Consider the following 24,968-nt stretch of genomic DNA (forward strand, 5'->3'; position numbering starts at 1 on the left):
CGGCGACGCGCCCCGTGGCGCAAGCACCGCACCGTGGGGGCCGGCGACGCGCCCCGTGGCGCAAGCACCGCACCGTGGGGGCCGGCGACGCGCCCCGTGGCGCAAGCACCGCACCGTGGGGGCCGGCGACGCGCCCCCTGGCGCAAGCACCGCACCGTGGGGGTCCGGGGGCTCGGCCCCCGGGGAGGAATACGAAGTGACCCCCGTCAGCGCTTTCTGCTGACGGGGGTCACCCAAAACGTAGCCCCGAAGGGATTCGAACCCTCGCTACCGCCTTGAGAGGGCGGCGTCCTAGGCCGCTAGACGACGGGGCCAGGACTTACTTTCTTGCTTCCGCTCTGCTTCAGCGGCGGGCCGAACTCTATCAGAAGTCCAGCTCCACCCATCCTCCGCAGGATTGGTAGCGCTGGGGTACCAGGACTCGAACCTAGACTAACTGAACCAGAATCAGTCGGGCTGCCAATTACCCCATACCCCATTTGGCCCGGCTTGCCGCGCCGAAGGAGAACTCTACCTGACCACCCCGGGGCCAACAAATCGGGTTACTGGTCTCGGAACAGATCCGCGTTGCGCCGGGACCACTCGAGGAACGTTGTCGCAGGCCGGCCCGTTATTTCAGTCACAGTCGGGACGGCTCGCTGGGGGTATTCGATCAATAGGCCGGCGCCGTCGACGTACCAGGCGGCGTGTTCGCCCATGTCTTTGGCCAGCTCTTCGATCGCCTCGTCGCGGGGCAGGTCGACGTAGCGAAGCTCACGTCCGAGCGCCTCGCCGAGCAGCGCCACCTTCTGCCGCCGGGAGAGCGCTTCGGGGCCGGTCAACTCGCAGGAACGGCCCACGTGCTCGCCCGGCGAGAGGAGGACACGGGCGGCGACGGCGGCCACGTCCTCCTGGGCGATCGGGGCGTTGGTCGCGTCGCCGCAGGTGTCGAGCACCACGTCGCCGGCCCGGATCTGGCGGGCCCACAAGGTGGCGTTCGCCATGAACTCCCCGGGCTCCAGGTGGGTGTAGGGCACCCCGCAGGCCTCGACCGCGTCCTCCACGGCCTGCCAATGCTCGCCCTTCGGCCCGGCCAGGTCGACGATGTGGCCGATCCCGGCCTCGTCGGCCATCCGGCACGCCTCGACCACCGTCGGGAGGTGCGGTGCGAGATACAGCACATCCACGTTCGCGTACGCCGTGGGCAGCGTCGACGGGCGGCCGACGAATCCGCGCGCGACCTCGACCCCGTCGGGCAAGGCGGCCCGCGCCGGGTCGACGGTCAGGGCACGCACGTCATCGGCGCCGGCCGCCAGAAGCTCGTCGACCACCATCCGCCCGATGTTGCCGGTGGCGCCGGTGACCAGGATCTTCGTCACTCCAGCGACACCACCGTGTTGCGCAGCTCGCCGATGCCCTGCACCGTGATCGAGCAGATGTCGCCGGTGGTCAGCTCGCTGACGCCGGCCGGGGTGCCGGTGAGAATGATGTCGCCGGGCAGCAACGTCATGACGTGCGACACGTACGACACCAGGGTCGGTACGTCGAAGACCATGTCTTTGGTGCGGCCGATCTGGCGCACCTCGAGGCTCTCGGGGTTGCGGCCGACCTCGCAGCGGATCTCGAGGTCGCTCACGTCGAGGTCGGTGACGATCCACGGGCCGATCGGGCAGAACGAGTCGAAGCCCTTGGCCCTGGTCCACTGCGGGTCGCTGCGCTGCAGGTCGCGGGCGGTCACGTCGTTGCCGATCGTGTAGCCGAAGATCGCCCTTTCGGCGCCGGCCCGGTCGACCCGGCGGGCGCCGGTCGCGCCGATCACGACGGCGAGCTCGGCCTCTTCCTCGACCCGCTGGGACTGCGGTGGCAGCCGGATCGCGTCGTTGGGGCCGATCACCGTGGTGGAGGGCTTGATGAAGATCAGCGGCTCCTTCGGCACCTCGTTGCCGAGCTCGGCGGCGTGGTCGGCGTAGTTGCGGCCGACGCCGATGACCTTGCTGGAGAAGATCGGGGCGAGCAGGCGTACGTCGGCGAGCGCCCAGCGCTGGCCGGTGAACTGCACCTTCTCGAACGGCAGGGAGCCGATCTCGGCGATGGTGAGGCCTTGCTCTTCGTTGCCCTCGACTACACCGAACGACACTCCACCAGCATGGACAAAACGGGCGAAACGCACGGGTGAAATCCCATCTCTAGAAGGCTCACCCGAAATCTACGCCGGGCGGGACACCCCGTTCGACTCCGCGCCCAGCCGGGGGAACGGCTCGAGGGAGAAGATGACCTCGACCGGCACCTCGAAGTACGCGCAGATCCGCAGCGCCAGGTGCAGGCTCGGGCTGAACTCGCCGCGCTCCAGGTAGCCCACCGTCTGGTAGTGGACACCCAGGGCGTCGGCGAGCTGCCGCCGCGAGATGCCGCGCTCGGCGCGCAGCATCGCGATCCGGTTGTACGTGACCTCGCTGTTGCCCATCTCTCCCTCAACGACCGATCGTCGTCAGCGCCCGCTCGCGCCGCGCCGCCACCGCCGAGCCGGACTCGCGGCGCGCCATCCGCCGCAGGATCGCCGGCGCCAGCGTCAGGCCCAGCACGACCCAGATCGCGAGCACGCCGAACGTCTCGAGATGCCGCCAGGAGTGGGTGAGCTCGACGGCCTCCAGCGAATCGGGCAGGAACACCGAGCGCATGCCCAACCCTAGCCAGTACATCGGGAAGAGCTGCGCGACGCCCTGCAGCCAGCCCGGCAGCGCGGTGATCGGATAGAAGATGCCGGAGATCGCCACCAGCCCGAAGATCGGCAGGATCGCGAGGCTCATGTTCCGCGGGTTCTCGAAGAGCGAGCCGATCACCGCGCCGATCGGCATGGTGGCCAGGAACGCCAACGGGATCAGCCAGGCCAGCGTCAGCCAGCCGACCGCGCTCACGTGCAGGCTGCCGCCGACGATGAACAGGCCGGGAATCAGCTGGAGCAGCAGGCTCAGCAGCGTCATGCCGCCGACCACGACGGCCTTGCCGATCAGGTACGCCGTCATGCCGTTGGGCGTCGCCTTGGCTCGCAGCAGCGTGCCGTCCTCACGCTCGACCACCAGTTGCTGCGAGACCGTCATCAGGCCGCCGAACGCCAGCCCCATGCCGAGCACGCTGGGCAGGGTGCTCGCGCCGAGCGAGAACGTGGTGCCCGGCACGTGCGCGTTGCGCATGAAGAAGACCGTCCCCAGCAGGAGCAGGGCCGGGAAGAGGTAGGTGAACAGGTCCGTGCCCGTGGTCAGCGTCTGCCGCAGTTCGATCCCGCCGCGGGCCACTCCCGCTCGCAATATCGAGATCATCGGATGCCCCCTTCAGAATCCAGGACCAGCTTCATGTATGTGTCCTCGAGACTGTTGCGGCGCACCTCGAGGTCGGCGATGCCCTCGCCGTACTGCAGGAAGAGCTGGCGGACGAACGGGGTCGCATCGACCGCGGAGTGGACGAAGCGCTGGCCGTCGCGCGTCCAGCGGATCTCGGACTCGCCGGCGACCTGGCGGGACAGCTGGTCGGCCGAGCCGTCCGCGATGATCCGCCCGGCGGCCAGGATCACGATGCGGTCGGCCAGCTTCTCGGCCTCGTCGAGGTCGTGGGTGGTGAGCAGGATCGTGGTGTCGTCCACATCGGTCAGCCGGTGCACCAGGTCGTGGAACTCGCGACGGGCCGCGGGGTCGAAGCCGACCGTCGGCTCGTCGAGGAAGAGCAGCTCGGGCCGGCCGACGATGCCGATCGCCACGTCGAGCCGGCGGCGCTGGCCGCCGGAGAGCCGCATGACCCGCTGGTTCGCATGCTCGGTCAGGCCGACCACGTCGAGCAGGTCGTCGACGGGCCACGGGCGGCGGATCTGCTCGGTGGAGTACGGCGCGTAGTACGTACCCAAGTGTTTGAGAAGCTCTCGCACCCGCCACTTGCCGTGGTCGCGCCACGATTGCAGCACCACGCCGATGCGGGCGCGCCAGCGCTCGCCGGCCGATGCCGGGTCGATGCCGAGCACGCTCACCTCGCCGGCCGACCGCATGCGGAAGCCCTCGAGGATCTCGATGGTGGTGGTCTTGCCCGCCCCGTTGGGGCCGAGCAGCGCGAGCACCTCGCCGCGCCGGGCGTCGAAGCTGACGCCGGACAGCACGTCCTTGGTTCCATAGCGCATCCGCAGATCGCGGACGTCGATGACCCGCCCATCGGCCGGCACGTCGGTGCCGAGGTCGAGAGCCCCCGTCAAAGTCATTCCTCCCATGTCCAGCACAGTATCAAAGTTGTAGTAGATGTACTACATTCGTGAGCATGGCTTCTGTCGATGTTTTGTCCACCGGAAACGGCCCGGGGCTCGTCGTCATCCCCGGCACCACCCGGCGAGCCCGCCACTACCAGGCGCTGGCGGATGCGCTGGCCGACACGTACACCGTGCATGTCATCGAGCGGCGCGGCCGCGGCAAGAGTCCCGGTCAGGGCGACGACTACGGGCTCGACGTCGAGATCGCGGACGCCCTCGAGGTGCTCGAGGAGACCAAGTCCCGGCAGGTCTTCGGGCACAGCTACGGCGGGCTGGTCGCGCTGCACGCCGCGCTGTGGACCACGCTCGACCGCGTGATCGTGTACGAGCCGGCGACCAGCATCGACGGCTCGCTCCCCTGTTCGTGGCTGCCGAGGTACGAGGAGCTGCTCGCCGGCGGGCACGACGCCCGGGCGATGGTCCACTTTCTGCACGCGCTCGACCTGATGCCCTCGGGGCCGGCGATGGTCGCCGTCGCCTGGGCGATGCAGCGCTTCACGGCCGAGGGGAGCGCCACCCGCGAGGTGCTGGGGACGGTTCCCGCGGAGTTCCACGTCGCCCGCGAGCTCGACTCGAACGGCGGGCGTTACTCGGCGGTCACCGCGCCGGCCCTGTTGCTCGGCGGCGGGCGCTCCCCGGCGTACCTGTTGGAGGCTTTGCATGTGCTCTTGGAGACGATCCCGGGCTCCAAGCTCGTGGTGACACCCGAATTCGACCACAATGCCCCAGATCTGGGCGCGCCGAAAGCGGTGGCGGACCTCATTCGCGCCTAACGGTGATCGTGTTGATCGCCTCGGCTGGATACGCTGATGCGATGGGGATCAAGCAGGTGAGGGCGCTCACCACGACGCTGCCCTCGGTCGCCTGGATACCCCTCGCCCGCGCCCACGCCGAGCGCGCCGACGAGATGACCGCGGGCCACCGTGCCCGCCGCGCGGCCGGCGAGAAACACGCGATCGAGGACTTCCTCTACGACTACTACGGCACGCGTCCCGCGCAGCTGCGCCGGTGGCATCCCGGCATCGGAACCGGCCTCTCGCCGGCGCCGTCGGGCGTCGCCGAGCACGCGTCGTGGAAGTTCTACATGACCTACCCCGACGGCGTGGTCACCCTCGACCAGGACGCCTTCCTGCACGCCCGCGGCGAGAGCGTCCGCTACATCCACGGCCTGCTCACCGCGACGGCGTCCCGCCCGGTGTTCTCGGGCTGCTTCGGGCTGCACGAGTGGGCGATGGTGTACCGCTCGCCCGAGCATCGCCACTCGCTGCCGCTGCGCCTGGGCCAGGCCGAGACGGATCGTGTGGTCGAGCAGCACCCCATCCGATGCACGCACTACGACGCGTTCCGCTTCTTCACGCCCGAGTCGGTCGGCCTGAACCGCCTCCAGCCCACCCGCGCGACCCAGGTCGACCTCGACCAGCCCGGCTGCCTGCACGCGGCGATGGACGTGCACAAGTGGGCGCAGAAGCTGGGTCCGGCGGTGCCGGGCGCGCTCGCGCTGGATTGTTTCGCGCTGGCGGCCGACATCCGGCTGCTCGACATGCAGGCGAGCCCGTACGACCTGTCGTCGTACGGCTTCGAGCCGGTGAAAATCGAGACGGCGGAAGGCAAAGCCGAGTACGTGGCGCGCCAGCGGGAATTCGCCCGGCGGGCGGCGGCCTTGCGGGCACGGTTGATCCGGGTGTGCGAAGAGCTGCTGGGGCCCGAGGGGTCGGCGCGGAGCCGGGAGGCGGTCGCGCCCTTCAACCACCGCTGACCGGGCCGATGGCGACGCTGGTCATCATCCGGGCAACAGCGGAGCCGACTGCCTCGCCTGACTGCTGCCTCGCCTGAATGCTGCCTCGCCTGAATGGGGGAGGGACACCGCTCGGGTGCGGCGGGATGCTCGGGGCATGGGCGGCGAGCGGCGCTTGGCCCTGGTCGTGGCGGTCGACCGCTACGACCATGCCGCTCTGCACCGGCTCGCCTCGCCGGCCGCCGACGCCGACGCGCTGGCCGAGGTGCTCGGAGATGCCGAACTCGGCGGCTTCGAGGTCGAGATCCTGCACAACCCCAGCTCGTCGGAGGCCTCCGAGCGCGTCGAGCAGACGCTGGCCGACCGGCAGTCGACCGATCTCGTACTGCTGCACTTCTCGTGTCACGGGCTCAAGGACGACTCGGGAGAGCTCTATCTCGCGGCCACAAACACACGGCCGGACCTCCTCGGTTCCACCGCGATCGACGCCGCCTGGGTGAATCGGGTGATGCAGCGGAGCCGGGCGCAGCGGGTCGTGTTGCTGCTGGACTGCTGCTACGGCGGGGCGTTCGAGCGCGGAGTGATCGCACGGGCCGCGGGCGGTGTCGATGTGGGCGATCAGTTCCGGCAGCGACAGCTCGGCGAGGGCCGGGGGCGCGTGGTGATCACGGCATCAACCGCCATGGAGTACGCCTTCGAAGGCGCGCGACTGGCCGAGGGGTCGCCGACGCCGCCCTCGATCTTCACGGGTGCGCTCGTGGAGGGCATCCGCACCGGCAACGCCGATCGGGACCAGGACGGGCATGTCGCGCTGGGCGAGCTGTACGACTACGTGTACGACCGAGTGCGCGACAGCACGCCGAACCAGACGCCGAGCAAGTGGGAGTTCGGCCTGCGCGGTGACCTGTACGTGGCGCGGAATCCCCACCGCCGGGCGCTAGCGACGGAGTTGCTCGAACTCACCCGGCACCCGATGGCGGCGGTACGGCGCGCGTCGGTGCAGGAACTGGCCGCGATCCTGACCGACGACGAACCGGCCCGGGCCGCGGCGGCGCGGTCGGCTCTGGAACGGCTGGCCGACGACGACAGCCGGCAGGTGAGCGCGGCCGCCCTCGCCGCCTTGGCCGAGCCCACCGCGACCGAGCCGATACCCGAGCCGGCTGCTGTCGCGCCCCCGGCCCCCACCGCCCCTGAGATGAAATTTCCCCTGATCGGGGATAAATCAGGCAGCCTGCTGCCGGATCAGCCCGCCCCAGTGCCAACAAGCCGCCCGGCCGAGCCGACCGCCGCAGCCAAGCCGGGCGCCACTGAGCCGGCCCCCGTCGAGCCGACCGCCGCAGCCAAGCCGGGCGCCACTGAGCCGGCCCCCGTCGAGCCGACCGCCGCAGCCAAGCCGAGCGCCACTGAGCCGGCCCCCGTCGAGCCGACCGCCGCAGCCAAGCCGGGCGCCACTGAGCCGGCCCCCGTCGAGCCGACCGCCACAGCCGAGCCGGGCGCCGCCGAGCCGGCCCCGAAAGAGCCGTCCCCAGAAGAGTCGGCCCCCGATCAACCGAGACGCCTACGCCAAGCCGTCCTGATAGCCGCGATCATCACCCTGATAGCCGCCACCGGCATCGCCATAGTCTGGCTGGGCAACAGATCGACCACCCCCACCACAGGCGCCCGCGACTACCAGGGCCTCCTCGCCATGCTCCCGTCCTCCGTCCGGGCCAGTTGCCAGGAAGGCCCGCCCGACCCGAACAGCTCCGCCGCCGCGGGCTGCGAGCCGGGCGTCTACGAACTGTGGAACAGCAGGACGGCCATGGACAACGACCAGAGCACCGGCTTCGGCGGGACCTGCTCCAGCGCTCCTACCCTCGACCACCCGGCCGCCGAGCATCTGCCCAGCGGGGTGCCGGCCGGGCGGATCGCCTGCAACTTCAACAAGAACGGCAACGGGGACGGGTACTACGTCGTCTCCTGGGAGGTGGACGATCTGCTGATGACCGGCACGTTCCTTTCCGGTGCCGGCGTCGACGAGGCTGCCTACCACGAGCTTTACGACCGGGCCCTAGGCGTGCTCGAGCAGATGTGAGCGCATCGAGTCGATCTCCGAGCCGAGCATGCCGATCTCCCGCACGTAGTTCTCGATCGAGCCGTGCAGCGACCGCAGATCCGACAGGAACTTCAGCATCGCGCCGGGCGGCGAGTCGAACATGTGCTCGTTCCCCAGCACCGCCGATGGGTGCTTCTCCATCAGGTACGCCGTGAGCGACGTCATCGCCGCGGTGGTCAGCGCGTAGTCGGCCGCGATGTCCTCGTCGGACACTCCGAGCAACGCCAGCGTCAGCGCGCACACCGTCCCCGTGCGGTCCTTGCCGGCCATGCAGTGCACGATCACCGGCGCCCGCGACGGCTCCGCGATGATCCGCAGCGAGGCCAGGATCGCCTCGCGCCCGTCCTCGGCGAAGTTCAGGTACCGGTCCGCCAGCCACCGGTCCCGCGGCACCTCTTCATCGAGGGAGATCGTCTCCCAGTCGATGTGGTTGAGCACCAGATGGCGGTAGTCCATGCCGTGCCGCTCGGGCACCCGGCCGAACTTCTCGACCTCGTCCGGACGGCGCAGGTCGATCACCGTACGCACGCCGAGCTGGGCAAACGCCGCCGCGTCCGCCTCGCCGATGCGGTGCAGCGCGTCGGAACGGAAGAGCCGCCGCCAGCGCACCGTGCGGCCGTCGAGACCCGCATAGCCGCCGACGTCGCGGAAGTTGTAGGTAGCGGAGAAACCAAGATTCCGGGGGTATGAGTCCGTCACCACACCTCCAACTTAGTCTCGAAGGGTGGAACAACGCTTCCCACGAGGCCCGTTAGTGGCATGCTTCATTTCGTGACCCGTCTTGTGCTCATTATTGGCACCTAGCGCGCCGGCTGACTCCTCGCCGACGCGCAGACCTCCCGCATCCGCGGGGGGTCTTTTTGTTGGGCCACTGAATCCTCGAAGGGAACGCTCCGATGGACTACCAGGTCTTCGACACCACGCTGCGAGACGGCGGGCAGCGCGAAGGGATCAGCTACTCGGTCGCCGACAAACTGGCGGTCGCGCGGCTGCTGGACGAGTTCGGCGTGGGCTTCATCGAGGGCGGCTGGCCCGGCGCCATGCCCAAGGACACCGAGTTCTTCGAGCGCGCGAAGACCGAGCTCGACCTCAAGAACGCGCTGCTCGTCGCATTCGGCGCGACCCGCAAGGCCGGCGTGGCCGTCGAGAGCGACCCGCAGGTCAAGGCCCTGCTCGACGCCGGGACCCCGGTGGTCTGCGTGGTCGCGAAGTCCGACATCCGGCACGTCGTACGGGCGCTGCGCACGACCGGCGACGAGAACCTCAACATGGTCCGCGACACGGTCCGTCATCTGAAAGCCAACAACCGCCGCGTCTTCGTCGACTGCGAGCACTTCTTCGACGGTTTCCGCTACGACCCCGAGTACACCGCCAGCGTCGTGAGCGCCGCCTTCGAGGCCGGCGCCGAGCGCGTCGTGATGTGCGACACCAACGGCGGCATGCTCCCTTCGATGATCACCAAGGCGATCGAGGAGGTCGTGGCCCGCACCGGCGTAAGCGCCGACCGGCTCGGCATCCACTGCCAGAACGACACCTCCTGCGCGGTCGCGAACACGATCGCCGCGGTCGAGGCGGGCGTGAAGCACTTCCAGTGCACCGCGAACGGCTACGGCGAGCGCCCCGGCAACGCCGACCTGTTCGCCGTCGTCAGCAACGTACAGCTCAAGCTCGGGCTGAAGGTCCTACCGGACGGATGCCTCGAGCAGGCGACGCGGGTCTCCACCGCGCTCGCCGAGATCGCCAACATCGCCCCCGACACCCACCAGGCCTACGTCGGGGCCGCCGCCTTCGCTCACAAGGCGGGGTTGCACGCGAGCGCGATCAAGGTGGATCCGCTGCTCTACAACCACGTCGACCCGTCGGTGGTGGGCAACGACATGCGGATCCTGGTGACGGAGATGGCCGGCCGGGCCAGCATCGAGCTCAAGAGCAGGGAGCTCGGGCTGGACCTGGCCGGCCACCCGGACGCCCTCAGCACCATCACCCGGCGGGTGAAGGAGCTGGAGGCCGGCGGCTGGTCGTTCGAGGCGGCGGACGCCTCCTTCGAGCTGCTGGTGCGGGGCGAGCTGCCGGGCGAGGGCTTCGCCCGGCCGTTCACGCTGGAGTCGTACCGGGTGCAGGTCGAGCACCGCGAGGACGGCTCGGTGGTCTCGGAGGCGACCGTGAAGGTGCGCGTACGCGGCGAGCGGATCATCGCCACCGCCGAGGGCGTCGGCCCGGTCAACGCGCTCGACGAGGCGCTGCGGGTAGCCCTGTCGCAGCACTACCCGCAGCTCAAGACCGTCGAGCTCACCGACTTCAAGGTCCGCATCCTCGAGGGCACGCACGGCACCAACGCGATCACCCGGGTGCTGCTGGAGAGCGGCGACGGCAACCGCGAGTGGACCACCGTGGGCGTGCACGAGAACATCGTCGAGGCCAGCTGGGTGGCCCTGGTGGACGCGCTCACCTACGGCCTGGCCAGGACGTCGACGCCGGCCTGAGACTCGGCGGCGGCGGAGGCGATCAACGCGATGGCCTCCGCCGCCGGCCTGGCCGGCAACTGACGTCCGTCGCGCAGGCGGAGAGCGATCAGCCCTTCCGCCGCCTCGCGCTTGCCGACGATTGCCGCGTACGGGATCTTGCGCTCGGCCGCATGCCGGATCCTCCCCCCGATCGAGCCGTCGAACAGCACCTCGGCCCGCAAACCGCTCTCGATGGCGGCCTGACCGAACGCCGATGCCGGCGCCGACTGGTCCTCCGAGACCGGCAGCACCGCGATCTGCACGGGCGCGTACCAGAGCGGAAAAGCCCCCTGGTGCGCCTCGATGAGATACCCGAAGAGCCGTTCCATCGAGCCCGCCAGACTCCGATGGATCATGACCGGGCGCTCCCGCTCCCCGGACGGCCCGACGAACGACAGATCGAACTGCGCCGGCTGATGGAAGTCCACCTGAATGGTCGACAGGCTCCACTCCCGGCCGGCCGCGTCCTCGATCTGAATGTCGATCTTCGGCCCGTAGAAGGCCGCCTCGCCCGGCGCCTCCTCGTAGGAAACGGCCGCATCGTCGAGCGCGGACCGAAGCAGCGCGGACGCCCGCTCCCACATCTCGTCGTTCCCCGCGTACTTCCCGGAATCGCCGCGCAGCGACAACCGGAACGAGGACGGCCGCAGCCCGAGCGCCCGGTGCGCCACCCCCATCAGCCGCAACACGTCGGCCACCTCGGCGCCGACCTGGTCGAGACCGCAGAAGATGTGCGAGTCGTTGAGCTGGATCGACCGCACCCGGGAGAGACCGCCGAGCACGCCCGAGCGCTCGGCCCGGTACATCGGCCCGATCTCGGCGATGCGCAGCGGCAGGTCGCGGTAGGAGCGCTGACGCGACTTGAAGATCAGTGCGTGATGCGGGCAGAGGGCGGGCCGCAGCACCAGTTCGTCGCCGCCGAGCACCATCGGCGGGAACATGTCGTCGGCGAAGTTCTTCCAGTGCCCCGACAACTCGTACATCTGCTTCTTGCCGAGCGCGGGCGAGTAGACGTGCTTGTAGCCGGCGCGCCGCTCGAGCTCGTGAAGGTACGACTCCACCTCGTGGCGGGCCGCCGCGCCGTCCGGCAGCCAGAACGGCAGGCCGGCGCCGATCAGCGGGTCGGAGTCGAAGAGGTCGAGCTCGCGGCCGAGCTTGCGGTGGTCGATGTTCATGGGGATCTCCCTGAGGAAAGGGCGAGACCCCGCAAAAAGAAAGCCCGGGCATCTCGCCCGGGCGGTTTTCTAGATGCGCGAACCGACGCCGGGACATTCCGGCGTCGTCGTCATGAACCTGCGCATCATGTCGCCGACGATAGCGCGGCCGCGGCGGCGCGGCAGCCGATTATTCGGCCAGCAGCTGGAGCAGCACGTGGTCGCGCCACTCGCCGTTGATCCGCAGGTAGCGCGGCGCCAGCCCGAACCGCTTGAACCCGTTGCGCTCCAGCACCCGCTGCGAGGCCGCGTTGTGCACCAGCGTGCCCGCCTCGACCCGGTGCAGCCCCAGCTCGTCGAAGGCGACCCGGATCATCCGGGCCACCGCCGCCGAGGCCACCCCCCGCCCGTTCGCGGACTGTGCCACCCAGTAGCCGAGGCTCGCGGAGAGGAACGGGCCGCGGGCGATGCCGCTGAGCGTGATCCGGCCGACGATCCGGCCGTCCTCGACGATCACGTGCGGCAGCGTCACGCCGGCGGCGGTCTGCCGCAGCACGTCCTCGAGGTAGGTGCGCTGGCCCTCGGCGGTGAAGTACTCCTCGGTGCGGAACGGCTCCCACGGCGCGAGGAAGTCACGGTTCGCGGCGAGGAGGGCGGCCAGTTCGGCGGCGTCGCCCGGGGCGACGAGGCGGGTGGTCACGCCGGCAATTGTGCCGCCGGCACGGTGAGCCCGGCGAGGACCGCGCGGTGGTCGCTGTTGGTGATCCGGTGCACGCTGATGTCGCGTACGCCGATGCGCTTGTCGACGAGAACGTGGTCGAGGGTCACCCACGGAATGCCGCGGTGCTCGAAATACGGCCAGGTCGGGGTCAGGCCCTGCCCGGTGGCGACCCCGGCGTCCCGGTAGCCGCGCGCGACCAGCCTGCGCAGCGGCGCGTGATCGAGCGTCGCGTTGAAGTCGCCGAGCAGAATGCGGGGAGTGCCGTCCGGCCCGGTCCCGGGCTCCTCGGCGAGATCGCTGCGCCAGAGCCCGTTGAGGCCGAGATCCGAGGGCGCCCGCGGATGCGCCGACTCCACGAGCACGGGCTCGGCGTGCGGGGGCTGCACCGTCGCGTACGCCTGAAGGAAACCGCCGCCCATGCGGCGATGCCCGGCCCCGGTGATCGGATAGCGCGAGTAGAGCCCGGAGCCCGAAGCGCCCGCCTCGTCGGCGAACGACGTGTACGGCAGCAGGTCCTCGAGACCGGCCTTGGCCAGGGCCAGTTTGCCGTCGGTCGTGAACTCCTGGACGGCCAGCACCTCGATGTCGTGCTCGCGGACCAGGCCGACGATCTGCGCCGGATCCGCGCCGCCGAACAGCAGGTTCGAGGACATCACGTTGAGGCGCACGCCGGTCGACGGGCCGCGGCCGCCCGGGATGGCTCGCGGCGCGACCAGCAGCGCGAAGGCCAGCACCACCGCCAGCCCCACCGCGGCGGCCGGCCAGCGGCGGGTGGCCAGCGCGAGCACCATCGGCAGCACCGACCACGCCGCGACGTACGGCGTGTAGGCGAGCAGTTGCACGAGCGGGCCGCGATCCCAGCCGGAAACCCGGACTATCGCCGAGAGCAGCGCGGGCACAATCAGGAGCCAGATCAGCACGGTCAGAGCCACCCTTCCCAGCCGCCGGCCGGGTGCGGTCGGCGGCGTCTCGGCCGGGGCGCTCGTGATCGTCATGAGCGCGAGGCTAACGACTCGGCGCCACGCTCACCCCGGGCTGCACAGCGTCTTCACGACCTCGGCACGGACAACTCCGCTATCACCGCGCGATGGTCGCTGAGACGCACCGGTTCAACGGACACCTCCCGTACCCCGATGCGCTTGTCCACGAGAACGTGGTCGAGGGTGACCGGCGGGATCGGCCGGCCGGCGAACGGTCCCCACGTCGCGAGCAGGCCTTTCCCGGTCGCGTCGGCGGCGTCCCGGTAGCCGCGGCGGATCAGGTCGCGCACCGGCGCGTGGTCCAGCGTCGAGTTGAAGTCACCCAGCAGGATGTTTTTGCCCGGCTCCCGGTCGAGGTCCTCTTTCCAAAGGCCAAGAACCGATTTCGCGTACGGGGCCAGCGGATGCGCCGACTCGACCGAGAGCGCGGCCGCGCCCGGGGGATGGATCATCGCGTACGCCTGAAGGTTGCCACCCGCCCCGCGTTCCGAGCCCGATCCCGAGATCGGATGGCGCGAGTAGAGCCCCGAGCCGGTCGTGCCGAGCGCCTCGTCGCCGGCGAGCGCGTGATAGGGCAGCAGCGCGTCGAGGCCCGCGGCGGTGAGGCCGTGCCCGGCGGCGGTGGTGAACTCCTGCACGGCCAGGACCGCCACGTCGTGCTCGCGCACCAGCGCGACGACCGCGGCCGGGTCGGCCTGCCCGATGTACATGTTGATCGTCATGACCGTGAGCGGCGCGCCGTCCGACGGGCCGCGGTCGGCGTCGGGCAGCGCCCGCGGCAGCACGCACGCCGCCAGCAGCACCCCGGCGATCGCGGCCACCGCCGCCACCAGCCATTTCCGGGCAGCCAGCGCGAGGATCACCGGGATCCACGCCCAGGCCGCGACGTACGGCGTGAACGCGAACAGCTGCACCACATAGCCGCGCTCGGCGCCGAGGAGCCGCAGCAACGCCCAGACGAGGCCGGGCAGCACCAGCAGCGCGAGCAGGACGGTGCGCACCACCCGCCGGGCCGGCCTGACCTCAGGCGGCGTGCTGGTGATCGTCATGGCGCGACGGTAGCGGCCTGAGCTGTGGAAAAGGGCCCTGACGCGTACGCATCAGGGCCCTTGATTCTCAGATTTCCGCGTCGACCAGCTCGCCGAGACCGGCGGCCGTCAGCTCGTCGCGGAGAACCGCGGCGTCGCCCTCGACCACCAGGGTCAGGCCCTTCGGGTGCAGGTGCTTCGCTGCGGCCGCGGACACCTGCTCGACGGTCGCCTCGAGGTACTCCCGGCGCAGCGACGGGTAGTAGTCGTCGGGCAGGCCGTGCAGCACCAGAGTGCTCAGCGCGCCCACGATCGCCCCCGGCGTCTGCATCTCGACCGACAGCTGACCGGCGCGCCACGAGCGGGCCACCGCCAGCTCCTCCTCGGTCACCCCGTCCAGCTGGGTACGCGCGATCTCGCCGATCGTGTCCGTGATCGCCGGAACGGTCACCGCGGTCTGCACGCCCGAGGCGACCTCGAATCGGCCGAAGCGCCGGGTCATCGCGTAACTGCCGCGGATTCCGTACGTGTAGCCGCGCACCTCGCGGATGAGGTGGTTGAGCCGCGAGGTGAACGCGCCGCCCAGCACCGTGGCCGCCAGCGTCATCGGCACGTAGTCGGGGGTGGCGCGCTCGGGCGAGCGGTGGCCGATGCGCAGCGTGGACTGCACCGAGTGGGGCCGGTCGACCAGGATCACACGGCGTCCGTCGCGGATTTCGTACTTTGTTGGATCTTCATGGGGTTTGTTCTTTTTGTTCGTCCCACCGAACGCCGCCTCGCCGAGCGCGGTGAGGTCGAGCGTGTCGAGGTCGCCGGCGACGAGCAGCACACCCGGCGTGCGCAGCCAGGCCTCGTGGAAGGCGAGCACGTCGTCGACGGTCACCGCCGCGGTCGAGGTGGGATCGCCGTGCAGCGGACGGCCGTAGCGGTCGCCCGCCCCGAACAGGTCTTTACGCAGCGTGGCGTCCGCCCGCGGGCCGGGCTGCGCCCAGTCCATCCGCAGCGCGGTCGCCTCGTCGTCGCGCACCCGGGTCACGTCGGCGGGGTCGAGCCGCGGGGTGCGGGTGGCCTCGGCGGCCAGGCGCACCGCGTCGAGCAGCACCGGCACCGGCGCCGAGACGCCCACCCGGAACGAGTCCCAGTCGACCGACGCGCTCAGCTCGGCGCCGAGGCCTTCGAGGGCGAGCGCGTAGGCGGTCGAGTCGCGGGTCCTCGTGCCCTCCTCGAGAGACTTCGCGAGCACGGTGGCGGTGCCCTCGCGACCACTCGACTCGTGGGTCGCGCCGGCGTCGAGCATCAGCAGCGAGCTGGCGAGCAGCTGCCCGGGCAGGTGGGCGGCGACGACGGTGCCGCCGGCGACCTCTTCCCTGCGGATCTCCGGAAAGCGGTAAGGGCGGGCCTCGCCGGCCTCCGGGCGGTTGGCGACGAGCGTCACGCCTTCTCCTCCGTGGTCTCGGGCAGGTAGGTCAGGGTCACCCGGGACTCGGGCCTCAGGGTGTACGCGGCGGCCTCGGTGACCTCGTCGGCGGTGATCGCCAGCCACTGCGGGAGCCGGTAGGCGACGGTCTCCGGGTCGCCGAACTGGGTCGCGTACCGGCCGAGTGTGTCGGCGCGGCCGCCCACTGTGGACAGCGAGCGCCACCAGGCCGTGGTGAGCATCGCCTTCGCCCGGTTGAGCTCTTCCTCGGTGACCGGCTCGGTGACCAGGCTGCCGACGACCTCGGCCAGCCCCTCCTCGAGGTCGGCCACGTCGACGCCGTCCTTCGCCGTCGCCGTGATGATCAGCGGGGCCGGCGCGTGCGCCAGGTCGACGCCGTACGAGCCGATGTAGTCGGGCTGCGCGATCCGCTTGCCGTCGGCGAGCCGCTGGTAGAGCCGGCTGCCGCGGCCGTTGCCCAGGATCGTGGCGAGCACAGTGATCGCGTCGTACCCCTTGGTGCCGAACGGATGTGTGCGGTGCGACACGTAGATCCGCGGCGCCGGCACCGCAGCCGTCACCGTCTCATGCACGGGCGTCGTTGCCGGGCCCACGATGTGCCCGGTCGGCGCGGGAGGGATGTCCGGCACCGGCTGGAGCGCGCCGAAGTACTTCTCGGCCTTCTCGTAGACCTTCGCGGCTTCGACGTCGCCGACGACGGTCAGCACGCAGTTGTTGGGCGCGTAGTACTGCTGGTGGAACGCCTTGAAGGTGTCCAGGCTCGCCGCGTTCAGGTCTTCCATCGACCCGATCGTCGGGTGGTGGTAAGGGTGGCCCGCCGGGTAGAGCAGCGCGAGCAGGCGCAGCCAGGCATCGCCGTACGGCACGTTCTCGTACCGCTGGCGGCGCTCGTTCTTCACTACCTCGCGCTGGTTGTCGAGGGTCTCCTGGGTGAGCGCCGGCACCAGGGCGCCCATCCGGTCGGCCTCCAGCCAGAGCGCGAGCTCGAGGTGCTCCGACGGCATGGTCTCGAAATAATTCGTCCGGTCGGGGTTCGTCGTCGCGTTCAGCGAGCCGCCGTTGCCCTGCACCAGCCGCATGTGCTCGGTCTTCTTGACGTGCACCGAGCCCTCGAACATGAGGTGCTCGAACAGGTGCGCGAAGCCGGTCTGCCCGACCGGTTCGTGCCGCGAGCCCACGTCGTACCAGAGGTTGACGCAGACGACCGGAGCTGACCGGTCCTCACTGACCACGACCCGCAGGCCGTTGCTCAGTCGCGTGGTTTCGATAGGCCACGGATAGCCGGTCGTGACAACCGGCGCGATTGGGGACGTCACTCACCCATACTGCCCTGTTCTCACGCTCAGTGCGCATGATCGATATCGCGTGGCGTACGCCCGCGGCCGGGTGTCATGCTTGCCGATGTGCTGGAAGATGTCCGGGTCAACGACCGCCTGACCATCCCGGCGGCCGAACTGTCCTGGCGCTTCTCGCGCTCCAGCGGCCCCGGCGGCCAGGGCGTCAACACGACCGACTCCCGAGTAGAGCTCTCCTGGGACCTGGGGGGCTCTACGGTGCTGCCTCCGCATCTGAAGGAGCGGGCGCTCTCTCGCCTCGGCTCTCGTCTGGTGCAAGGCGTGCTGACCATCACGGCCTCGGAATTCCGCTCCCAATTGCGCAACCGCGAGGCGGCCGCCGACCGCCTGGCCGCGCTGGTCGCTTCCGCGGTCGCCCCGCCACCCCGGGCTCGCCGCGCCACCCGCCCGTCGAAGGGCGCGGTCGAGCGCCGCATAGCCGACAAGAAACGCCGCGGCGAAACCAAGCGAAACCGCCGCTCCTACCCGAACGACTAGACACCTCCTGGGGTGGGGGTCTGGATTTAAGCGGGCTTTGGCTGTGATGGCCGAGCCGGGACCGGTGCCGGACGCGGAAGCCACGGATGACCGCGACGGGCGGCACGCATCCTCGCCGGCCGCCCTCGATCAACTGCCGGCGCATGGACGAGATCTGCCGGGTGGTGGCGGGCCGCGCCCGTCGCCGCCCGGGGCCATGGCAGCCGCCCGGTCTCGCCCCGGCGGGCGGTGGCGGCGCGGTACGTCGACTGCGGCAGCGCGGTATGCGGGGGGCGTGCGGTCTTCCCGGGTGGGCGTGCGGTGTGCCGGGCGCGATATGCCGGGCGTGGCGGGCTGCGTGAGTCTCCACTTGGTCGGCGCCGATTTCGCCCGGCCCGTCCCACGCCGATGCGATCGGTATTCGCCATCGTCGGTGGAGGCCGTCGAATGGCACTTGCCGTTGCGGAAGAATGGCGCGGAACAGCGCTGACGGAATGGTACCTACGGCGGCCGAAATTTGGTCGGCGCCGCGGGTCGGGTGGTGTGCGGTCGTGGTCGGCGGGCGCGGCCTGCTGGGTGGGCGCGGCCTGCTGGGTGGGTGCGGGCCGCGTGACCTGCTCGGCCGTGGCGGGCGCGGCCTGCTGGGTGGGCGCGGGCCGCGTGACCTGCCCGCCCGCGGCGGGCACCGCCGGGGTGGGCTGCGCGATCGGGTTGCGCACCGGGTGCACCACCCGCTGCGCTGGTGAGCTGAGGCTCTGGCCGGTGCGGGCGGGAGCGGTCGGCGCCACCGGCGCCACGGCCGCCACCGGGTGCCCAGGTGTGCCCGCGCGGCCCGACCAGAGCCGCCGCTCGGCCGCCGTCAAGGGTGAACCGTCGTCACCGCCGTGCAGCCGGCGCAGCTTACGCGCGTGCCGCTCGACAAGCCCCCACGCGCGCTGCCGGGCATGCACGCGGCGGAACTCTTCACGCGCCGGAGAATAACGACGCGACCGGGTCGGATCACGCATTTCCGCTAGCTGGGACCTGGTGAAGAGCTCCATCTGCCGCACCCCAGAATTATCCCACTCCAAAGAATCCGGCGGTAAGCCCAGAACCGACTTCGAGCATGCCATTCTCACCCCGAATAGCCGCCGTCAACAATGGTGATATCCGGCCCGACTCCCGACATGCCGGGACAGCCCCATCCGCGACGGCCGCTGCTACCGCGACCAGGCAGGCACCGGGCGATGGCATCCCCGGCCCGACCACCATCACGCCGTAACCGGCCACACCTGAAGCCGGTCGGCCATGGCACCCCGACCGGACGCCACAGCCCGAACCCGACCAGCCAGCCCCGGCCGCGGCAACCGCAAACCGGCCACCCCACAGTGGGCGACGAGAGATGCAACACCACTGGGTGGGGACAGCCGGGAATGACAACCGAACACTCGGCAACTGGTTGCACGCCTATAGTCGTACGCCTATTGTCATGGGTATGTCGTCATCCCGCCTGGTCGGCGCCCACGAGATCCGCCTGCGCCTCGGCAGCGTCAGCCGCCAGCGCGTCCACCAGATCACCAACTACAGCCACTTCCCCAAGCCCATCGCCGAGCTCGAACAGGGCAAGGTGTGGCGAACCGAAGACGTCGAGGCATGGATCCTCGCCCACCGCCCGAAGAACCGGTCGGCCGGCTAGCGTCCGCCGCCGAGGTGGTGCGGCAGGATCGCGGCCGTCGTCACGGCCAGGTCGCGGTCGAGAAGCTCGTTCCGCGGCACGAATACCATCGCGCGGCCCTCGCCGAGCACCACGTCCTCCTGCCGGGCGTCGGTCACGCCGTGGAAGACATGGACCGTCACGTCGTGGGGGAAGCCGGCCTCGTACGGCCGGGGGCCGCTCCACAGGGGTTCCAGTTCGCCTGCCGTCAATCCCGTCTCTTCCCGCAGCTCCCGGCGGGCAGCCTGCTCGGGCTGCTCCCCCGGCTCGATGTGGCCGCCCGGCAGGCTCCACTGGTTGGGCGAGACCGGGGCGTGTTCGTCGCGATGCTGCATGAGCACGGCGCCGGAAGGGTCGACGAGCAGCACCAGCGCCACTTCATATCTGGCCACCGCGAGATCCTGTCACGACGGCAGCTGCCGCAGGACGTCGAGGGCATGCTGATAGGTCGCGGCGTAGTCGGTGCGGCCCTCCGACTGGAAGAGGCCCGTCACCAGGAGCTCGTCCACGCCCCAGCGGACGTTGACGTACGAGGAGTCCGGCACGCACGAGATCACCCCGGTGCGGGTGCCGGGTGGGAGCGAACTGAACGTGTGGACCTGCTGGGCGGGCCAGCACGCCGTGCTCGAAGGCCCCGCCGTAGCAGCAGTCCAGCAGCAGCACGATCCGCTGGGCCCGGCTGCGCCGCATGAGCCGGTTGACCCAGGCAGCATCGACGGCCGTGGAGGCGAGCAGCTCGGGCCGGGTGTTGGTGGCCGCCAGGTACAGCTCGCGCCGGATCGCCCAGAACCTCGGCCAGCGCCTCGGCGTCGGCGGCCGGCGCGGCGAGGCGGTGCAGCGCGAAATGGTCGTAGTGGTCGACCGCCACGACCAGAGCGAGCCGGCGATCGCCCATGCGCCGAGCATGGAGCAAAGCGCGGCCGGAGCAAAGCCCGGCCGCGCACCGCAGTCAGAAAACGCGATGGACCCAGCCGAACGGGTCGGCCGCCCGCCCGCGCTGGATGTCGACCAGTTCCTTGCGCAGGCCCATGGTGACCTCGCCCGAGCCGCCGCCGGCGACGGTGAACTCGAAGTCGGGAGACTTGATGGCGCCGATCGGGGTGATCACCGCCGCGGTGCCGCAGGCGAAGGCCTCGCGGATGCGGCCGGAAGCCGCGCCCTCGCGCCACTCGTCCATGCTCACCGGACGCTCCTCGACGCCGCGGCCGACGCGGCCGGCCAGCCGGATCACCGAGTCGCGGGTGATGCCGGGCAGGATCGTGCCGGTCAGCGGCGGGGTCACCAGGTTGCCGTCGTCCATGACGAAGAAGACGTTCATGCCGCCTAGCTCGTCGACGTACTTGCGCTGCACCGCGTCGAGGTAGACGACCTGGTCGCAGCCGTTCTCGATGGCCTCGGCCTGGGCGGACAGGCCGGCCGCGTAGTTGCCGCCGCACTTGGCCGCGCCGGTGCCGCCGGGGGCCGCCCGGGTGAAGTCGGGGCTGACCCACACCGAGACCGGCTTGACGCCGCCCGAGAAGTACGGGCCGACCGGCGACGCGATGACCAGGTAGAGGTACTCGAGCGCGGGCCGCACGCCGAGGAAGACCTCCGACGCGTACGCGAAGGGGCGCAGGTAGAGGCTGCCCTCGTCGCCCGGCGGGATCCAGTCCTGGTCGATGCGGATGATCTCGCGCAGTGACTGGAGGAACGCGGGGGTCGACAGCGGCGGCATCGCCATCCGCTGCGCCGACTGGGCGAACCGGGCGGCGTTGGCGTCGGGGCGGAACATCGCGACGCCGCCGTCGGCCATCTTGTACGCCTTCAGGCCCTCGAAGATCTCCTGCGCGTAGTGCAGCACCGCCGAGGCGGGGTCGATCGAGATCGGCGCGCGGGCCTCCACGCGGGCGTCGTACCAACCCTTGCCGTCGGCATAGCGCACCGTGACCATGTGGTCGGTGAAGATACGGCCAAAACCGGGGTTGACCAGCAGCGCGTCCCGTTCGGCGGCGTTTACCGGCGCCGGGTTCGGACGGATCTCGAAATCGAGGTTGTCACCACCACTCATGGCGAATAGACCTGCCTATCTGAAAAGAATGAGGGCACGCGTCAGCCGCAGTGCATGAAAGATACCCCGAACGGCCGTTAAGACAACGGGGGTGAAGTGACCCGGCAGTAGGGTCAGAGCGCGGAGGCGACCCGGTCGCCGACCTCGGCGGTACGCAGCGGCGTGCCCGCGGTGCGGGACGCGACCTCGGCCGCGACCGCCTCGGATACTCGGCGGGCCTCGTCGTGGTGGCCCAGGTGCTCGAGCAGCAGCGACGCGGAGAGGATCGCGGCGGCCGGGTCGGCGATGCCCTGGCCGGCGATGTCGGGCGCGGAGCCGTGCACGGGCTCGAAGGTCGACGGGTACCGGCGCTCCGGGTTGACGGAGCCGCTGGCTGCCATGCCGATGCCGCCGGTCACGGCAGCGGCGATGTCGGTGATGATGTCACCGAAGAGGTTGTCGGTCACGATCACGTCGTACCGCTGCGGGTTGCTGACCATGAACATGCTGGCCGCGTCGACGTGCTGGTATTCCGTGGTGACCTCGGGGAACTCGGCGGCGACGGCGGCGAACGTGCGCGCCCAGAGGCTGCCGGCCTTGGTAAGGACGTTGGTCTTGTGCACGAGCGTGAGGTGGCGGCGCTCGCGGCGCTGGGCGCGGGCGAACGCGTCGCGGATGACCCGCTCGACGCCGTACCGGGTGTTGAGGCTCTCTTCGGTCGCGATCTCGGCGGGGGTGTCCTTGTGCAGGACGCCGCCGGCGCCGACGTAGAGGCCCTCGGTGCCCTCGCGGACCACGACCATGTCGATCTCGCCGGGCTTCAGGCCGGCCAGCGGGCTGGTGGTGCCCGGCCAGAGCTTGGAGGGGCGCAGGTTGACGTACTGGTCGAAGTCGAAGCGGAGCTTGAGCAGCAGGCCGCGCTCGAGGACGCCTGGCGGGACGCTCGGGTCGCCGATCGCGCCGAGCAGGATGGCGTCGTGCAGGGCCAGCTCGTCTTCGACGGCCTGCGGCAGCACCTCGCCGGTGCGGTTGTAGAAGCGCGCGCCGAGGTCGTAGTCGTCGAACTCGGCGCCGGGGAGCACGGCTTCGATGACCTTGCGGGCCTGCGCGGTCACCTCGGTTCCGATGCCGTCGCCGGCCACCACCGCGATCCGCGCCACGCCCACGTCCTGCTCCCTACCGCTAGTGAAAGACTCGACCAGGCTAGCTCCGTGTCCCGATCTTCGGTAACGCGGTCTCAATAAGCAGGAACAGCCCCGCACCGCGGCAATTCGGTGCGGGGCTGTTACGACGAGTACGCGTGGCTCGGTCCCGCCGATACACAAGGCGCTCGAGGGCGGGCAGCGTCACCCGAAGACGAGCCCGTCAGGCACCGTGTGGCACGGACAACGCTAGCGATGCGGACTAAAGACGCGCAAGACGCATCCCCCGCGTGTCGGCGGCATAGTTCCGGCGAGTCGCGCTCGGTGATGGCACCATGCGCCGGTGAGTTTCGACCTAGTGGTGTGGGCGATGGACCGGACCGACCCGCCGGACGCGGTGCGGGACGCCAATGCGCGATGCGCGCGCGGAGAGCACCCGCAGCGCCCGGCCGACCCCCGCGTCGTCGCCTTCTATGACGCCCTGACCAGCGATTATCCCGACCGCGGCCCGCGCGCCTCCGCGCCCGGCTCGCCGTGGGCGCAGGCCCCGCTGCACGCCGCGGCCGACCACATCGAGATGCGGCTCGACGAGAACTGCCCGGACGAGGTGCTCGAGACGATCGAGCGGCTGGCGGCCGAGCTCAACCTCGACCTGCTCGACCTTCAGGACGGCACGGTGTACCCGCCACCGACGCGGGTGCGCTAGGCGCGCAGGTCGACCAGGCTTCCCCGGGACGAGCCGATCGCCGCCTCCACGGTGGAGAGCAGGTCGGCGTCGACCGAGCAGTCCAGGGTCAGCGTCATCAGCGCCTCGCCGCCGGCCTCGCGGCGCGCCACCTGCATGGCGGCGATGTTGACCCCCGCCTCGCCGAGGATCGAGCCGATCGCCCCGATCACGCCGGGCCGGTCGCTGTAGCGGAAGAACAGCAGCACCCCGTCGGCGGTGAGGTCGAGGTCGAAGTCGTCGAGGCCGGTGAGCTTGCTGATCTCACGGGTGCTGGTCAGGGTCAGGGTGCCGGCCACGCTCACCGTGCGGCCGTCGGGCAGCGCACCGCGTACGGTAACCAGGTTTTGATGTTCGGCCGGCTCGTCGCTGACCAGCAGTTCCACCTCGACGCCACGATCCGCGGCCAGTTGCGGGGCGTTGACGTAGGTGACCCGCTCGTCGACCACCGAGGCGAACAGGCCCTTGGTGGCGGCCAGCCGCAGCACGCCTACGTCGTGCGAGACGATCTCGCCGCGGACCTCGACGGTCACGCTCGCGGCCACCCCGCCGGCCACCGCCGTGAAGACCCGGCCGAGCTTCTCGGCGAGCGCCAGCAGCGGGCGTACGTCCTCGTCCACCACCCCGCCGGCCTGCACGTTCACCGCGTCCGGGACGAACTCGCCCTGGAGCGCGAGCTTCACGCTGCGCGCCACCGAGAGCCCGGCTTTGTCTTGCGCCTCGGCGGTCGAGGCGCCCAGGTGCGGTGTGACGACGACGTTCTCGAAGCCGAACAGCGGCGAGTCGGTGATCGGCTCGGTCGCGAACACGTCGAGCCCGGCCCCGGCCACCCGCCCCTCGCGCAGCGCGGCGGCCAGCGCCGGCTCGTCGATCAGCCCGCCGCGGGCCGCGTTCACGATCCGCACCCCCGGCTTGACCATGCCGAGCTCTTTCTCGCCGATCAGCCCGAACGTCTCGGGGGTCCGCGGCAGGTGCACGGAGATGAAGTCGCTCTCCCGCAGCAGCTCTTCGAGACCCACCAGGCGTACGCCCAGCTGAGCGGCCCGAGCAGGCTGAACATAGGGGTCGTACGCGATCAGCCTGGTCCCGAAGGAAGCCATCCGCTGCGCGAACAGCACCCCTATCCGCCCGAGCCCGACCACCCCCACGGTCTTGCCCTGCACCTCGACGCCCGTGTACCGCGACCGCTTCCATTCCCCGCGCTTGAGCGCGGCGCTGGCGCTGGACGTGTGCCGGGCGACCGAGAGCAGCAGCGCGATCGCCTGCTCGGCGGCCGAGACGATGTTGCTGGTCGGCGCGTTGACCACCATGACGCCGCAGGCGGTGGCGGCCGGCACCTCGACGTTGTCGAGCCCGACGCCGGCCCGGGCGACCACCTTGAGCACGCGGCCGGCCGCGATCACTTCGGCGTCGACCCGGGTCGCGCTGCGCACGATCAGGGCGTCGGCCTCGGCGACGGCCTCGAGCAGGGCTTTGCGGTCGGTGCCGTCGACGTGGCGTACGTCGAAGTCATAGGCGAGCACATCGATGGCGGACGGGGCGAGTTCCTCGGCTATCAGAACGACGGGAGTCAATGCGCCTCCATCCGGGTCACGGCCCTCGTATCGTGCCGCCGACCCCCGCCGTCACGTGATACCTATGTGACCGGTGTCA

At 70.5% G+C, this 24,968-nt stretch carries 25 protein-coding genes and 2 tRNA genes; 8 read left to right on the forward strand and 19 right to left on the reverse strand.

Annotation, left to right across the window (positions count from 1 at the left end):
• Positions 1-241: 241 nt before the first annotated feature.
• The 7 genes from ACIA5D_RS02205 to ACIA5D_RS02235 all read right to left on the reverse strand — a co-directional run bounded on the left by ACIA5D_RS02205 (position 242) and on the right by ACIA5D_RS02235 (position 4,219).
• A tRNA-Glu gene (locus ACIA5D_RS02205) sits at positions 242-314 on the reverse strand.
• A gap of 92 nt (positions 315-406) precedes the next feature.
• Positions 407-478: transfer RNA gene (locus ACIA5D_RS02210), tRNA-Gln, on the reverse strand.
• Between the two features lie 64 nt (positions 479-542).
• Positions 543-1,358, reverse strand: coding sequence for an NAD(P)H-binding protein (locus ACIA5D_RS02215; protein WP_396027980.1), 816 nt, complete (start codon positions 1,356-1,358; stop codon positions 543-545).
• Positions 1,355-2,149, reverse strand: a complete 795-nt coding sequence (locus ACIA5D_RS02220; RefSeq protein WP_396027981.1) for a fumarylacetoacetate hydrolase family protein — start codon at positions 2,147-2,149, stop codon at positions 1,355-1,357. The genes ACIA5D_RS02215 and ACIA5D_RS02220 overlap by 4 nt, the downstream gene beginning before the upstream one ends.
• A gap of 36 nt (positions 2,150-2,185) precedes the next feature.
• On the reverse strand, positions 2,186-2,443 hold the full coding sequence (locus tag ACIA5D_RS02225) for a helix-turn-helix transcriptional regulator (RefSeq protein ID WP_396027982.1): 258 nt from the start codon (positions 2,441-2,443) through the stop codon (positions 2,186-2,188).
• A 7-nt stretch (positions 2,444-2,450) separates the two neighbouring features.
• Positions 2,451-3,296, reverse strand: coding sequence for an ABC transporter permease (locus ACIA5D_RS02230; RefSeq protein WP_396027983.1), 846 nt, complete (start codon positions 3,294-3,296; stop codon positions 2,451-2,453).
• Positions 3,293-4,219: an ABC transporter ATP-binding protein gene (locus ACIA5D_RS02235; RefSeq protein WP_396028577.1), complete on the reverse strand. Its 927-nt coding sequence runs from the start codon at positions 4,217-4,219 to the stop codon at positions 3,293-3,295. Before ACIA5D_RS02235 ends, ACIA5D_RS02230 begins: the two co-directional genes overlap by 4 nt.
• 56 nt (positions 4,220-4,275) lie before the next feature.
• Between ACIA5D_RS02235 and ACIA5D_RS02240 the strand changes: the two genes are divergently transcribed.
• From ACIA5D_RS02240 to ACIA5D_RS02250, 3 genes are all read left to right on the forward strand, one after another.
• The gene (locus ACIA5D_RS02240; RefSeq protein ID WP_396027984.1) at positions 4,276-5,037 is read left to right on the forward strand and encodes an alpha/beta fold hydrolase; all 762 of its coding nucleotides are present in this window, start codon (positions 4,276-4,278) and stop codon (positions 5,035-5,037) included.
• Positions 5,038-5,078: 41 nt separating this feature from the next.
• Positions 5,079-6,020, forward strand: a complete 942-nt coding sequence (locus ACIA5D_RS02245) for a 3-methyladenine DNA glycosylase (protein ID WP_396027985.1) — start codon at positions 5,079-5,081, stop codon at positions 6,018-6,020.
• Positions 6,021-6,156: 136 nt separating this feature from the next.
• Positions 6,157-8,073 (forward strand): caspase family protein, encoded by a 1,917-nt coding sequence (locus ACIA5D_RS02250; protein WP_396027986.1) that lies wholly within the window; start codon positions 6,157-6,159, stop codon positions 8,071-8,073.
• Here ACIA5D_RS02250 and ACIA5D_RS02255 read toward each other — a convergent pair.
• Complete coding sequence (locus tag ACIA5D_RS02255; RefSeq protein ID WP_396027987.1) at positions 8,050-8,793, reverse strand: tyrosine-protein phosphatase; 744 nt, start codon at positions 8,791-8,793, stop codon at positions 8,050-8,052. The two genes, ACIA5D_RS02250 and ACIA5D_RS02255, sit on opposite strands and share 24 nt — an antisense overlap.
• A 197-nt stretch (positions 8,794-8,990) precedes the next feature.
• Here ACIA5D_RS02255 and cimA point away from each other — a divergent pair, with 197 nt between their 5' ends.
• On the forward strand, positions 8,991-10,577 hold the full coding sequence (cimA, locus tag ACIA5D_RS02260; RefSeq protein WP_396027988.1) for a citramalate synthase: 1,587 nt from the start codon (positions 8,991-8,993) through the stop codon (positions 10,575-10,577).
• On the opposite strand, the gene thrS is transcribed toward cimA, so the two are convergent.
• The 6 genes from thrS to ACIA5D_RS02290 form a co-directional block, all read right to left on the reverse strand.
• Positions 10,544-11,773, reverse strand: a complete 1,230-nt coding sequence (gene thrS, locus ACIA5D_RS02265; protein WP_396027989.1) for a threonine--tRNA ligase — start codon at positions 11,771-11,773, stop codon at positions 10,544-10,546. The two genes, cimA and thrS, sit on opposite strands and share 34 nt — an antisense overlap.
• A gap of 169 nt (positions 11,774-11,942) precedes the next feature.
• Positions 11,943-12,452 (reverse strand): GNAT family N-acetyltransferase, encoded by a 510-nt coding sequence (locus tag ACIA5D_RS02270; protein WP_396027990.1) that lies wholly within the window; start codon positions 12,450-12,452, stop codon positions 11,943-11,945.
• Positions 12,449-13,468, reverse strand: a complete 1,020-nt coding sequence (locus ACIA5D_RS02275) for an endonuclease/exonuclease/phosphatase family protein (protein ID WP_396027991.1) — start codon at positions 13,466-13,468, stop codon at positions 12,449-12,451. The genes ACIA5D_RS02270 and ACIA5D_RS02275 overlap by 4 nt, the downstream gene beginning before the upstream one ends.
• A gap of 53 nt (positions 13,469-13,521) precedes the next feature.
• A complete protein-coding gene (locus tag ACIA5D_RS02280; RefSeq protein ID WP_396027992.1) occupies positions 13,522-14,502 on the reverse strand; it encodes an endonuclease/exonuclease/phosphatase family protein in 981 nt (326 codons plus the stop codon).
• Between the two features lie 67 nt (positions 14,503-14,569).
• Entirely contained in the window at positions 14,570-15,916 is a 1,347-nt protein-coding gene (locus ACIA5D_RS02285; protein WP_396027993.1) for a M16 family metallopeptidase, read from the reverse strand.
• A complete protein-coding gene (locus ACIA5D_RS02290; RefSeq protein WP_396027994.1) occupies positions 15,913-17,235 on the reverse strand; it encodes a M16 family metallopeptidase in 1,323 nt (440 codons plus the stop codon). Before ACIA5D_RS02290 ends, ACIA5D_RS02285 begins: the two co-directional genes overlap by 4 nt.
• A 75-nt stretch (positions 17,236-17,310) precedes the next feature.
• On the opposite strand from ACIA5D_RS02290, the gene arfB reads away from it, so the two are divergent.
• The 3 genes from arfB (at position 17,311) to ACIA5D_RS02305 (ending at position 19,405) form a co-directional block, all read left to right on the forward strand.
• Positions 17,311-17,751: an alternative ribosome rescue aminoacyl-tRNA hydrolase ArfB gene (gene arfB / locus ACIA5D_RS02295; RefSeq protein ID WP_396027995.1), complete on the forward strand. Its 441-nt coding sequence runs from the start codon at positions 17,311-17,313 to the stop codon at positions 17,749-17,751.
• Between the two features lie 530 nt (positions 17,752-18,281).
• Positions 18,282-18,476 (forward strand): hypothetical protein, encoded by a 195-nt coding sequence (locus ACIA5D_RS02300; protein WP_396027996.1) that lies wholly within the window; start codon positions 18,282-18,284, stop codon positions 18,474-18,476.
• Positions 18,477-19,198: 722 nt separating this feature from the next.
• On the forward strand, positions 19,199-19,405 hold the full coding sequence (locus ACIA5D_RS02305) for a helix-turn-helix transcriptional regulator (RefSeq protein ID WP_396027997.1): 207 nt from the start codon (positions 19,199-19,201) through the stop codon (positions 19,403-19,405).
• On the opposite strand, the gene ACIA5D_RS02310 is transcribed toward ACIA5D_RS02305, so the two are convergent.
• The 4 genes from ACIA5D_RS02310 to ACIA5D_RS02325 form a co-directional block, all read right to left on the reverse strand.
• Positions 19,402-19,815: an NUDIX hydrolase gene (locus tag ACIA5D_RS02310; protein ID WP_396027998.1), complete on the reverse strand. Its 414-nt coding sequence runs from the start codon at positions 19,813-19,815 to the stop codon at positions 19,402-19,404. The genes ACIA5D_RS02305 and ACIA5D_RS02310 overlap by 4 nt on opposite strands.
• 12 nt (positions 19,816-19,827) lie before the next feature.
• Complete coding sequence (locus ACIA5D_RS02315) at positions 19,828-19,968, reverse strand: hypothetical protein (protein ID WP_396027999.1); 141 nt, start codon at positions 19,966-19,968, stop codon at positions 19,828-19,830.
• A gap of 404 nt (positions 19,969-20,372) precedes the next feature.
• Positions 20,373-21,470, reverse strand: coding sequence for a branched-chain amino acid aminotransferase (locus ACIA5D_RS02320; protein WP_396028000.1), 1,098 nt, complete (start codon positions 21,468-21,470; stop codon positions 20,373-20,375).
• Positions 21,471-21,583: 113 nt separating this feature from the next.
• Positions 21,584-22,615 carry a 3-isopropylmalate dehydrogenase gene (locus ACIA5D_RS02325; protein WP_396028001.1) on the reverse strand — a complete coding sequence of 344 codons (1,032 nt, stop codon included), beginning with the start codon at positions 22,613-22,615 and terminating at the stop codon, positions 21,584-21,586.
• 346 nt (positions 22,616-22,961) lie between these two features.
• On the opposite strand from ACIA5D_RS02325, the gene ACIA5D_RS02330 reads away from it, so the two are divergent.
• Positions 22,962-23,297 (forward strand): hypothetical protein, encoded by a 336-nt coding sequence (locus ACIA5D_RS02330; RefSeq protein WP_396028578.1) that lies wholly within the window; start codon positions 22,962-22,964, stop codon positions 23,295-23,297.
• Here the strand turns inward: ACIA5D_RS02330 and serA are convergent.
• Positions 23,294-24,889, reverse strand: coding sequence for a phosphoglycerate dehydrogenase (gene serA, locus ACIA5D_RS02335; RefSeq protein WP_396028002.1), 1,596 nt, complete (start codon positions 24,887-24,889; stop codon positions 23,294-23,296). The genes ACIA5D_RS02330 and serA overlap by 4 nt on opposite strands.
• Between the last annotated feature and the right edge of the window lie 79 nt (positions 24,890-24,968).

It is taken from the genome of Actinoplanes sp. NPDC051513, from assembly GCF_044454685.1.
Classification (GTDB): domain Bacteria; phylum Actinomycetota; class Actinomycetes; order Mycobacteriales; family Micromonosporaceae; genus Actinoplanes.